Raw genomic sequence first — 12,490 nt, forward strand, 5'->3', positions numbered from 1 at the left:
CGTTTGGCTAACACGTGCGTCAAATAAGTTGTGCCATCGGGGCTTCCGGCTGATCTCAGGACGGCCAATTTTTCCCGGCAGTGCTCCGCATCCCTGATGCCGTGTGGCAGCCGTGCGCTACAGTGACTCATGCCACACAAAAGGGCAGGTGGCGGGCACGAGTGTCGACGGAAGGATTCCCCATGGGCGTCGCTATCGAGGTGAATGGACTGACGAAGTCCTTCGGCTCCTCGAGGATTTGGGAAGACGTGACGTTGGAAATCCCCGCCGGGGAGGTCAGCGTCCTGCTGGGGCCGTCGGGTACCGGCAAATCCGTGTTCCTGAAGTCCTTGATCGGTTTGTTGCGGCCCGAGCGCGGCTCGGTCGTCATCGACGGCACGGACATCCTGCAATGTACGGCCAAGGAGCTCTACGAGATCCGCACGCTGTTCGGTGTGATGTTCCAGGACGGCGCCCTGTTCGGATCGATGAACCTGTTCGACAACGCGGCTTTCCCGCTGCGCGAGCACACCAAGAAGAAGGAAGGCGAGATCCGTGACATCGTCATGGAGAAGCTGACCCTGGTCGGTCTCGGCGGCGACGAGAAGAAGTTCCCCGGAGAGATCTCCGGTGGTATGCGCAAGCGCGCCAGCCTGGCCCGCGCCCTGGTGATGGACCCGCAGATCATCCTCTGCGACGAGCCCGACTCCGGTCTGGACCCGGTCCGTACCGCCTACCTGAGCCAGTTGATCCTCGACATCAACGCCCAGATCGACGCCACGGTGCTGATCGTTACCCACAACATCAACATCGCCCGCACGGTGCCGGACAACATGGGCATGCTGTTCCGCCGCAAGCTGGTCATGTTCGGCCCGCGCGAGGTGCTGCTGACCAGCGACGAGCCCGTCGTGCGGCAGTTCCTCAACGGTCGCCGGATCGGACCGATCGGCATGTCCGAGGAGAAGGACGAGGCGACGATGGCCGAAGAGCAGGCCGCCCTGGACGCCGGCCAGCATGCCGGCGGTGTCGAGGAGATCGAGGGCGTGCCCCCGCAGATCGTCGCCTCGCCGGGCATGCCGGAGCGCAAGGCCGTCGCCCGCCGCCAGGCGCGGGTGCGTGAGATCCTGCACACGCTGCCGCAGAAGGCCCAAGCCGCGATCATCGACGACATGGAAGGCACCCACAAGTACCGCGCACACGAGGTCGGCGAGTAGGCAGCGACGTCCGGCGGTTCGCGATAACTCCGCGTAACACTCCCGGCCCGCCCTCTTGACGACGGGCCGTAAACGGGCCAGTCTGTTGGGCAGCATGTACCGGAATGGCCCAAGGGAAGTCGAGATCGCCAGCCAGCGCCGATGTCCCTGGACTGCTAACGCTGGGAAGTTGAGGAATGCGCGGTCCTGCGCTATTGTTGGACGTTGCGCTGGCTACCTCCTGCCCACCTCACCCGCCACCTGACACCGTGGTCTAAGCCTGAGCCCCCTTACGTGGCTTAGTTCTAGTTGCGCGTGAGATCCGGACAGTTCGTTCGCCGGCCGAACCGACACAATTCGCGGCGAGCTGGCCGGTGGTCCCGGCCTTCGTGAGTCGCACGAGGTGCTGGAAGGATGCATCTTGGCAGATTTCCGCCAGAGCAAGACGGATCGCCCACAAAGTTCCTCTAACGGAAGTTCCTCAAACGGCTCCGTGCCCGGAGCGCCCAACCGAGTTTCCTTCGCCAAGCTCCGCGAACCGCTCGAGGTTCCCGGCCTGCTTGACGTGCAGATCGACTCCTTCGAGTGGTTGATCGGCGCGCCGCGGTGGCGCGAGGCCGCCGCCGCCCGCGGCGACGTCACTCCGGTGGGCGGCCTGGAAGAGGTGCTCTACGAGCTCTCGCCGATCGAGGACTTTTCCGGCTCGATGTCGCTGTCGTTCTCCGACCCGCGTTTCGACGAGGTCAAGGCGCCGGTCGACGAGTGCAAAGACAAGGACATGACGTACGCGGCCCCGCTGTTCGTCACGGCCGAGTTCATCAACAACAACACCGGCGAGATCAAGAGCCAGACGGTGTTCATGGGTGACTTCCCGATGATGACCGAGAAGGGCACCTTCATCATCAACGGCACCGAGCGTGTCGTGGTCAGCCAGCTGGTCCGCTCGCCCGGTGTGTACTTCGACGAGACGATCGACAAGTCCACCGAGAAGCTGCTGCACAGCGTCAAGGTGATCCCCAGCCGGGGCGCCTGGCTGGAGTTCGACGTCGACAAGCGCGACACCGTCGGCGTCCGCATCGACCGCAAGCGCCGCCAGCCCGTCACCGTGCTGCTCAAGGCGCTGGGCTGGACCAACGAGCAGATCACCGAGCGGTTCGGCTTCTCCGAGATCATGATGTCGACGCTGGAGAAGGACAACACCGCCGGCACCGACGAGGCGCTGCTGGACATCTACCGCAAGCTGCGTCCGGGCGAGCCGCCGACCAAGGAGTCCGCGCAGACCCTGCTGGAGAACCTGTTCTTCAAGGAGAAGCGCTACGACCTGGCCCGCGTCGGCCGTTACAAGGTCAACAAGAAGCTCGGCCTGAACGTGGGCGAGCCGATCACGAGCTCGACGCTGACCGAGGAAGACGTCGTCGCCACCATCGAGTACCTGGTGCGCCTGCACCACGCCCGTACGGATGGCCAGCCCGCGGTCATGACTGTCCCCGGCGGCACCGAGGTGCCGGTGGAGACCGACGACATCGACCACTTCGGCAACCGGCGGTTGCGCACGGTCGGCGAGCTGATCCAGAACCAGATCCGGGTCGGCATGTCCCGGATGGAGCGCGTCGTGCGCGAGCGGATGACCACCCAGGACGTCGAGGCCATCACGCCGCAGACCCTGATCAACATCCGGCCGGTCGTCGCCGCGATCAAGGAGTTCTTCGGCACCAGCCAGCTGTCGCAGTTCATGGACCAGAACAACCCGCTGTCCGGGCTGACCCACAAGCGTCGTCTCTCGGCGCTGGGCCCCGGCGGTCTGTCCCGTGAGCGCGCCGGCCTGGAGGTCCGTGACGTCCACCCGTCGCACTACGGCCGCATGTGCCCGATCGAGACCCCGGAGGGTCCGAACATCGGTCTGATCGGCTCGCTGTCGGTGTACGCCCGGGTCAACCCGTTCGGCTTCATCGAGACGCCGTACCGCAAGGTGGTCGACGGTGTGGTCTCCGACGAGATCCACTACCTGACCGCCGACGAGGAGGACCGCCACGTCGTGGCGCAGGCCAACTCGCCGATCGACGACAAGGGCCGGTTCGAGGAGTCGCGCGTCCTGGTCCGCCGCAAGGCGGGCGAGGTCGAATACGTCCCGTCCTCCGAGGTGGACTACATGGACGTGTCGCCGCGCCAGATGGTGTCGGTGGCCACGGCCATGATCCCGTTCCTCGAGCACGACGACGCCAACCGCGCCCTGATGGGTGCCAACATGCAGCGCCAGGCGGTTCCGCTGGTGCGCAGCGAGGCGCCGCTGGTGGGCACCGGCATGGAGTTGCGCGCGGCGATCGACGCCGGCGACGTGGTGGTGGCCGACAAGGCCGGCGTGATCGAGGAGGTCTCCGCCGACTACATCACCGTGATGGCCGACGACGGCACCCGGCACACCTACCGGATGCGCAAGTTCGAGCGATCCAACCACGGCACCTGCGCCAACCAGTCGCCGATCGTCGACGCCGGTGAGCGGGTCGAGGCCGGTCAGGTCATCGCCGACGGTCCGTGCACCGAGAACGGCGAGATGGCGCTCGGCAAGAACCTGCTCGTGGCGATCATGCCGTGGGAAGGCCACAACTACGAGGACGCGATCATCCTGTCCAACCGCCTGGTTGAGGAGGACGTGCTCACCTCGATCCACATCGAGGAGCACGAGATCGACGCCCGCGACACCAAGCTGGGCGCCGAGGAGATCACCCGGGACATCCCGAACGTCTCCGACGAGGTGCTGGCCGACCTGGACGAGCGCGGCATCGTGCGCATCGGTGCCGAGGTCCGCGACGGCGACATCCTGGTCGGCAAGGTCACCCCGAAGGGTGAGACCGAGCTGACCCCGGAGGAGCGGCTGCTGCGCGCGATCTTCGGCGAGAAGGCCCGCGAGGTCCGCGACACCTCACTGAAGGTGCCGCACGGCGAGTCCGGCAAGGTCATCGGCATCCGGGTGTTCTCCCGCGAGGACGACGACGAGCTGCCGGCCGGTGTCAACGAGCTGGTGCGCGTCTACGTGGCCCAGAAGCGCAAGATCTCCGACGGTGACAAGCTCGCCGGACGCCACGGCAACAAGGGCGTCATCGGCAAGATCCTGCCGCAGGAGGACATGCCGTTCCTGCCGGACGGCACGCCGGTCGACATCATCCTGAACACCCACGGTGTGCCGCGACGGATGAACATCGGCCAGATCTTGGAGACCCACCTCGGGTGGGTGGCCAAGTCCGGCTGGAACATCGAGGGCACGCCCGACTGGGCGGCGAACCTGCCGGAGGACCTGCGGCACGCGCAGCCGGACCAGATCGTGTCGACGCCGGTGTTCGACGGCGCCAAGGAGGAGGAGCTGCAGGGCATGCTGTCCTGCACGCTGCCCAACCGCGACGGCGAGGTCATGGTCGACGGCGACGGCAAGGCGGTGCTGTTCGACGGCCGCAGCGGCGAGCCGTTCCCGTACCCGGTGACCGTTGGCTACATGTACATCATGAAGCTGCACCACCTGGTGGACGACAAGATCCACGCCCGCTCCACCGGTCCGTACTCGATGATCACGCAGCAGCCGCTGGGTGGTAAGGCGCAGTTCGGTGGTCAGCGCTTCGGTGAGATGGAGTGCTGGGCCATGCAGGCCTACGGCGCGGCGTACACGCTGCAGGAGCTGTTGACCATCAAGTCCGACGACACCGTCGGCCGGGTCAAGGTGTACGAGGCGATCGTCAAGGGCGAGAACATCCCGGAGCCGGGTATCCCCGAGTCCTTCAAGGTGTTGCTCAAGGAGCTGCAGTCGCTCTGCCTCAACGTCGAGGTGCTCTCCTCCGACGGTGCGGCGATCGAGTTGCGCGAAGGCGAGGACGAAGACCTCGAGCGGGCAGCGGCGAACCTGGGAATCAACCTGTCCCGCAACGAATCCGCGTCCGTCGAGGATCTCGCCTAGCTTGACCCCACGCAAAGCGTTTTTTCAGTTACTAAACCCGCAAGGGGAAAGGGAGTTACGTGCTCGACGTCAACTTCTTCGATGAACTCCGTATCGGCCTGGCCACCGCGGAGGACATCAGGCAATGGTCTTACGGCGAGGTCAAGAAGCCGGAGACGATCAACTACCGCACGCTGAAGCCGGAGAAGGACGGCCTGTTCTGCGAGAAGATCTTCGGACCGACTCGCGACTGGGAGTGCTACTGCGGCAAGTACAAGCGGGTCCGGTTCAAGGGCATCATCTGTGAGCGCTGCGGCGTCGAGGTGACCCGCGCCAAGGTGCGTCGCGAGCGGATGGGTCACATCGAGCTGGCCGCTCCCGTCACGCACATCTGGTACTTCAAGGGCGTGCCGTCGCGGCTGGGGTACCTGCTCGACCTGGCGCCCAAGGATCTCGAGAAGATCATCTACTTCGCCGCCTACGTCATCACCTCGGTCGACGAGGAGATGCGCCACAACGAGCTCTCGACCCTCGAGGCCGAAATGCTGGTGGAGCGCAAGGCCATTGAGGACCAGCGCGACGCCGACCTGGAGGCCCGCGCCCAGAAGCTCGAGGCCGACCTGGCCGAGCTGGAGGCCGAGGGCGCGAAAGCCGACGCACGCCGCAAGGTTCGCGACGGCGGCGAGCGCGAGATGCGTCAGCTGCGCGACCGTGCTCAGCGCGAGCTGGACCGGCTCGAGGAGATCTGGACGACCTTCACCAAGCTGGCCCCCAAGCAGCTGATCGTCGACGAGAACCTCTACCGCGAGCTGATCGACCGCTTCGGTGAGTACTTCACCGGCGCCATGGGCGCGGAGTCGATCCAGAAGCTGATCGAGAACTTCGACATCGACGCCGAGGCCGAGATCCTGCGTGACGTCATCCGGAACGGCAAGGGGCAGAAGAAGCTTCGCGCCCTCAAGCGGCTCAAGGTGGTCGCCGCGTTCCAGCAGTCGGGCAACTCCCCGATGGGCATGGTGCTCGACGCCGTCCCGGTGATCCCGCCGGAGCTGCGCCCGATGGTGCAGCTCGACGGTGGCCGGTTCGCCACGTCGGACCTCAACGACCTGTACCGCCGGGTGATCAACCGGAACAACCGGCTCAAGAGGCTGATCGACCTCGGTGCCCCCGAGATCATCGTCAACAACGAGAAGCGGATGTTGCAGGAGTCCGTGGACGCGCTGTTCGACAACGGCCGCCGCGGCCGCCCGGTCACCGGGCCGGGTAACCGCCCGCTGAAGTCGCTGTCGGATCTGCTCAAGGGTAAGCAGGGCCGGTTCCGCCAGAACCTGCTCGGTAAGCGCGTCGACTACTCGGGCCGTTCGGTCATCGTGGTCGGCCCGCAGCTCAAGCTGCACCAGTGCGGTCTGCCCAAGCTGATGGCGCTGGAGCTGTTCAAGCCGTTCGTGATGAAGCGACTGGTCGACCTGAACCACGCGCAGAACATCAAGAGCGCCAAGCGCATGGTCGAGCGCCAGCGTCCCCAGGTGTGGGATGTCCTCGAAGAGGTCATCGCCGAGCACCCGGTGCTGCTGAACCGCGCGCCCACCCTGCACCGGCTGGGTATCCAGGCCTTCGAGCCGATGCTGGTGGAAGGCAAGGCAATTCAGCTGCACCCGCTGGTGTGTGAGGCGTTCAACGCCGACTTCGACGGTGACCAGATGGCGGTGCACCTGCCGCTGTCCGCCGAGGCGCAGGCCGAGGCACGCATCCTGATGCTGTCGAGTAACAACATCCTGTCGCCCGCGTCGGGCCGACCGCTGGCCATGCCGCGTCTGGACATGGTGACCGGTCTGTACTACCTGACCACCGAAGTCGACGGGGACAAGGGCGAATATAAGGCAGCCGCCAAGGATGAGCCCGAGGTCGGGGTGTACGCCTCGCCGGCCGAGGCGATCATGGCGTCGGACCGTGGCGTGCTGTCGGTGCGGGCCAAGATCAAGGTGCGGCTGACCCAGTTGCGTCCGCCGGCCGAGATCGAGGCCGAGCTGTTCGGCGCCAACGGCTGGCAGCCCGGCGATGCCTGGTTAGCCGAGACCACCCTGGGCCGGGTGCTGTTCAACGAGCTGCTGCCGGTGGGCTATCCGTTCGTGAACAAGCAGATGCACAAGAAGGTGCAGGCGTCGATCATCAACGATCTGGCCGAGCGCTACCCGATGATCGTGGTCGCGCAGACCGTGGACAAGCTCAAGGACGCCGGGTTCTACTGGGCGACCCGCAGCGGTGTCACGGTCTCGATGGCCGACGTGCTCGTCCCGCCGCGCAAGAAGGAAATCCTCGACCAGTACGAGGAGCGCGCCGAGAAGGTCGAAAAGCAGTTCCAGCGTGGTGCTTTGAACCACGACGAGCGCAACGAGGCGCTGGTGGAGATCTGGAAGGAAGCCACCGACGAGGTCGGTCAGGCGCTGCGGGAGCACTACCCGGCCGACAACCCGATCATCACGATCGTCGACTCGGGCGCCACGGGTAACTTCACCCAGACGCGAACGCTGGCCGGCATGAAGGGTCTGGTGACCAACCCGAAGGGTGAGTTCATCCCGCGTCCGGTCAAGTCCTCGTTCCGTGAGGGCCTGACCGTGCTGGAGTACTTCATCAACACCCACGGTGCTCGAAAGGGCTTGGCGGACACCGCGTTGCGTACCGCCGACTCCGGGTACCTGACGCGTCGTCTGGTGGACGTGAGCCAGGACGTCATCGTCCGCGAGCACGACTGCGAGACCGAGCGGGGCATCCTCGTCGAGCTGGCCGAGCGCCAGCCCGACGGCACCGTGATCCGTGACCCGTACATCGAAACCTCGGCGTACGCACGGACTTTGGGCGCCGACGCGGTCGACGAGGCCGGCAACGTCGTCGTGCCGCGTGGCGAGGACCTGGGTGACCCGGAGATCGACGCCCTGCTGGCCGCGGGCATCACGTCGGTCAAGGTGCGCTCGGTGCTGACGTGTACCACCGGAACCGGCGTGTGTGCCACCTGCTACGGGCGGTCCATGGCGACCGGCAAGCTGGTCGACATCGGTGAGGCCGTCGGTATCGTCGCGGCGCAATCCATCGGTGAGCCCGGTACCCAGCTGACCATGCGTACCTTCCACCAGGGTGGTGTCGGTGAGGACATCACCGGCGGTCTGCCCCGGGTGCAGGAGCTGTTCGAGGCGCGCATCCCGCGCGGCAAGGCGCCGATCGCCGACGTCACCGGGCGGGTCCGTCTCGAGGACGGTGAGCGCTTCTACAAGATCACCATCGTTCCCGACGACGGCAGCGAAGAGGTCGTGTACGACAAGCTGTCTAAGCGGCAGCGGCTGCGGGTGTTCAAGCACGAGGACGGTTCCGAGCGGGTGCTCTCCGACGGCGACCACGTCGAGGTGGGCCAGCAGCTGATGGAAGGCTCGGCCGACCCGCACGAGGTGCTGCGCGTGCAGGGCCCCCGCGAGGTGCAGATCCACCTGGTCCGTGAGGTCCAGGAGGTCTACCGCGCACAGGGTGTGTCGATCCACGACAAGCACATCGAGGTGATCGTTCGCCAGATGCTGCGCCGCGTCACCATCATCGACTCGGGCTCGACGGAGTTCCTGCCCGGCTCGCTGATCGACCGTGCGGAGTTCGAGGCGGAGAACCGCCGCGTGGTGGCCGAGGGCGGCGAGCCCGCGGCCGGGCGTCCGGTGCTGATGGGTATCACGAAGGCGTCGCTGGCCACCGACTCGTGGCTGTCCGCGGCGTCGTTCCAGGAGACCACGCGAGTGCTGACCGATGCGGCGATCAACTGCCGCAGCGACAAGCTCAACGGTCTGAAGGAGAACGTGATCATCGGAAAGCTGATCCCGGCCGGTACCGGTATCAACCGGTACCGCAACATCCAGGTGCAGCCGACCGAGGAGGCCCGGGCCGCCGCGTACACGATCCCGTCCTACGAGGATCAGTACTACAGCCCGGACTTCGGCCAGGCCACCGGTGCCGCGGTGCCGCTGGACGACTACGGCTACAGCGACTACCGCTAGTCGACAACGAAAAAAGCCCCGGGGTTCGCCCCGGGGCTTTTTCGTTGCGTCGCATTGCCGAACGTGAAGTTAACTTCACCCTCGACGCCGAGCGTGCAACTACCTTCACGTTCGCGGTCGGCCTGCGCTCGCGTCACTACCCCTCACTAGACTGTCCCCGTGCTCATCGGTTCACACGTCCGCAACGACGACCCGCTGGCCGCCGCGCAGGCCGACGGAGCCGACGTCGTGCAGTTCTTCCTCGGCAACCCGCAGAGCTGGAAAAAACCCAAGCCCCGCGAGGACGCCGAGGCGCTCAAAGCGTCGACCGTCCCGCTGTACGTCCATGCGCCGTACCTCATCAACGTCGCGTCGGCGAACAACCGCATCCGGATCCCGTCGCGCAAGATCCTGCAGGACACCTGCGACGCGGCCGCGCAGATCGACGCGACGGCGGTCATCGTGCATGGCGGCCACGCCGACGACGACGACATGGAAGCCGGCTTCCAGCGGTGGGTCAAAGCGCTGGACTACCTGGAATCAGACGTGCAGGTGTACCTGGAGAACACCGCCGGCGGTGACCACGCGATGGCCCGCTATTTCGACACCATCGGCCGGCTGTGGGATCACATCGGCGACAAGGGAATTGGCTTCTGCCTGGACACCTGCCACGCCTGGGCCGCCGGGGAGGCCCTGATCGACGCAGTCGACAGGATCAAGTCGCTGACCGGACGCATCGACCTGGTGCACTGCAACGACTCGAGGGACGCGGCCGGCTCCGGTGCCGACCGGCACGCCAACTTCGGCACCGGCCAGATCGACCCGCAGCTGCTCGTCGCGGTCGTCGAGGCCGCCGGCGCACCGGTGATCTGCGAAACCGCGGACGAGGGCCGCAAGGACGACATCGCCTTCCTGCGGGAGAACGTCAAGGACTAACCCGCTGTTACACCTCTTGTGCAGCTGTCGGGAAAATGTAACATTGGTGGCATGTCGGATACGCATGTCGTCACCAACCAGGTCCCGCCCCTGGAGAACCACAACCCCGCCAGTTCCGCCGTGCTCATCGAGGCCCTGATCCGCGAGGGCGGCCAGTGGGGCCTGGACGAGGTGAACGAGGTTGGGGCGCTGTCGGCCACCCACCAGGCGCAGCGGTGGGGCGAGCTCGCCGACCGCAATCGGCCCGTCCTGCACACCCACGACCGCAACGGCCACCGCATCGACGAGGTCGAATACGACCCCGCCTACCACGAACTGATGCGCGCGGCGATCGCCCACGGCATGCACGCCGCGCCCTGGGCCGACGAGCGGCCGGGCGCGCACGTGGTCCGCGCCGCCAAGACGTCGGTGTGGACGGTCGAGCCGGGCCACGTCTGCCCGATCTCGATGACGTACGCCGTCGTTCCCGCGCTGCGCTTCAACCCCGAGCTGGCTAGGGTGTACGAGCCGCTGCTGACCAGCCGCGAATACGACCCCGAGCTCCGGCTGGCCACCACCAAGCCGGGTATCACCGCGGGCATGTCGATGACGGAGAAACAGGGTGGCTCCGACGTGCGCGCCGGCACCACCCAGGCGATCCCCAACGCTGACGGCACCTACCGCCTGACCGGTCACAAGTGGTTCACCTCGGCGCCGATGTGCGACATCTTCCTGGTGCTCGCGCAGGCACCGGGCGGGCTGTCGTGCTTTCTGCTGCCGCGGGTGTTGCCCGACGGCACCCGCAACCGGATGTTTTTGCAGCGGCTCAAGGACAAGCTCGGCAACCACGCCAACGCGTCCAGCGAAGTCGAATACGACGGCGCGATCGCGTGGCTGGTGGGGGAGGAAGGGCGCGGGGTGCCCACCATCATCGAGATGGTCAACCTGACCCGGCTGGACTGCACGCTGGGCAGCGCCACCAGCATGCGCACCGGTCTGACCCGCGCGATCTACCACGCCCAGCACCGAAAGGCGTTCGGCGCCTACCTGATTGACCAGCCGCTGATGCGTAACGTATTGGCTGACCTGGCCGTGGAGGCGGAGGCGGCGACCATGGTCGCGATGCGGATGGCCGGGGCGACCGACAGGGCCGTGCGTGGCGACCAGCGCGAGGCGCTGCTGCGCCGGATCGGCCTGGCGGCCAGCAAGTACTGGGTGTGCAAGCGCTCCACCCCGCACGCCGCCGAGGCGCTGGAATGCCTGGGCGGCAACGGCTATGTCGAGGACTCCGGCATGCCGCGGCTGTACCGGGAGGCCCCGCTGATGGGCATCTGGGAGGGCTCGGGCAACGTCAGCGCGCTGGACACGTTGCGCGCCATGGCCACTCGTCCCGAATGCGTCGAGGTGCTCTTCGACGAGCTCGCCGACGGCGCGGGCCAGGACCCGCGCCTGGCCGCCCACGTCGCGCGGCTGCGCGATCAGCTGGCCGACCTGGAGACCATCGCCTACCGCGGCCGCAAGGTCGCCGAAGACATCTGCCTGGCGCTGCAGGGCTCGCTGCTGGTGCGCCACGGCCACCCCGCCGTCGCCGAGGCCTTCCTGACGACCCGGCTCGACCGACAGTGGGGTGGCGCGTTCGGCACCATGCCCGACGGGCTCGACCTCGCACCGATCCTGGAGCGGGCGCTGGTAAAGGGCTGAGCCACAATATGACCTGCGCCGGCGGCCCGACCACGCGCCGCATGAGCGGCGCCAACGAGGAGGAGTGGCGCCATTGACCCACGCGATCAGACCGGTCGACTTCGACAACCTCAAAACGATGACCTACGAGGTCACCGACCGGGTTGCCCGCATCACGTTCAACCGGCCGGACAAGGGCAACGCGATCGTCGCCGACACCCCGCTGGAGCTCTCGGCTTTGGTGGAGCGTGCCGATCTCGACCCTGACGTCCACGTCATCCTGGTGTCCGGCCGCGGTGAGGGCTTCTGCGCGGGCTTCGACCTGAGCGCCTATGCCGATCGCACCGGCTCGGCCGGCGGCACCGGCGCGTACCAGGGCACCGTGCTGGACGGAAAGACCCAGGCGGTCAACCATTTAGCGGATCAGCCGTGGGACCCGATGATCGACTACCAGATGATGAGCCGCTTCGTGCGGGGCTTCTCCAGCCTGATGCACGCCGACAAGCCGACGGTGGTCAAGATCCACGGCTACTGCGTGGCCGGCGGCACAGATATCGCACTGCACGCCGATCAGGTGATCGCCGCCGCCGACGCCAAGATCGGCTACCCGCCGACCCGGGTGTGGGGCGTTCCGGCGGCCGGCCTGTGGGCACACCGGCTCGGCGACGCCCGCGCGAAAAGGCTGTTGTTCACCGGTGATTGCATCACCGGCGCGCAGGCCGCCGAGTGGGGCTGGGCGGTGGAGGCGCCGGAACCGGCCGACCTCGACGAGCGCACCGAGCGGTTGGTCG

Annotated in this window: 6 protein-coding genes; all 6 read left to right on the top strand. The window is 66.7% G+C overall.

What is annotated here, in order from left to right; translation table 11 throughout:
- The first annotated feature begins 182 nt into the window (after window positions 1-182).
- Window positions 183-1,193 carry an ABC transporter ATP-binding protein gene (locus tag A9W96_RS20620; RefSeq protein ID WP_066869263.1) on the top strand — a complete coding sequence of 337 codons (1,011 nt, stop codon included), beginning with the start codon at window positions 183-185 and terminating at the stop codon, window positions 1,191-1,193.
- Between the two features lie 400 nt (window positions 1,194-1,593).
- A complete protein-coding gene (locus A9W96_RS20625) occupies window positions 1,594-5,115 on the top strand; it encodes a DNA-directed RNA polymerase subunit beta (protein ID WP_156749086.1) in 3,522 nt (1,173 codons plus the stop codon).
- A 59-nt stretch (window positions 5,116-5,174) separates the two neighbouring features.
- Window positions 5,175-9,125 (top strand): DNA-directed RNA polymerase subunit beta', encoded by a 3,951-nt coding sequence (locus A9W96_RS20630; RefSeq protein ID WP_066869269.1) that lies wholly within the window; start codon window positions 5,175-5,177, stop codon window positions 9,123-9,125.
- Between the two features lie 159 nt (window positions 9,126-9,284).
- Window positions 9,285-10,040: a deoxyribonuclease IV gene (locus A9W96_RS20635; RefSeq protein ID WP_066869279.1), complete on the top strand. Its 756-nt coding sequence runs from the start codon at window positions 9,285-9,287 to the stop codon at window positions 10,038-10,040.
- A gap of 51 nt (window positions 10,041-10,091) precedes the next feature.
- Entirely contained in the window at window positions 10,092-11,720 is a 1,629-nt protein-coding gene (locus tag A9W96_RS20640; RefSeq protein WP_067142603.1) for an acyl-CoA dehydrogenase family protein, read from the top strand.
- Window positions 11,721-11,793: 73 nt separating this feature from the next.
- The coding region (locus tag A9W96_RS20645) for a crotonase/enoyl-CoA hydratase family protein (RefSeq protein ID WP_067142612.1) at window positions 11,794-12,490 on the top strand (697 nt) is incomplete at its 3' end.

The sequence above is a fragment of the Mycobacterium sp. 1245852.3 genome (assembly GCF_001669335.1).
GTDB lineage: Bacteria > Actinomycetota > Actinomycetes > Mycobacteriales > Mycobacteriaceae > Mycobacterium > Mycobacterium europaeum_A.

Coding starts and splice junctions, on each gene's coding strand:
- A9W96_RS20640 (WP_067142603.1), top strand. CDS start 10,092: ATGTCGGATACGCATGTCGTCACCAACCAGGTCCCGCCCCTGGAGAAC.
- A9W96_RS20620 (WP_066869263.1), top strand. CDS start 183: ATGGGCGTCGCTATCGAGGTGAATGGACTGACGAAGTCCTTCGGCTCC.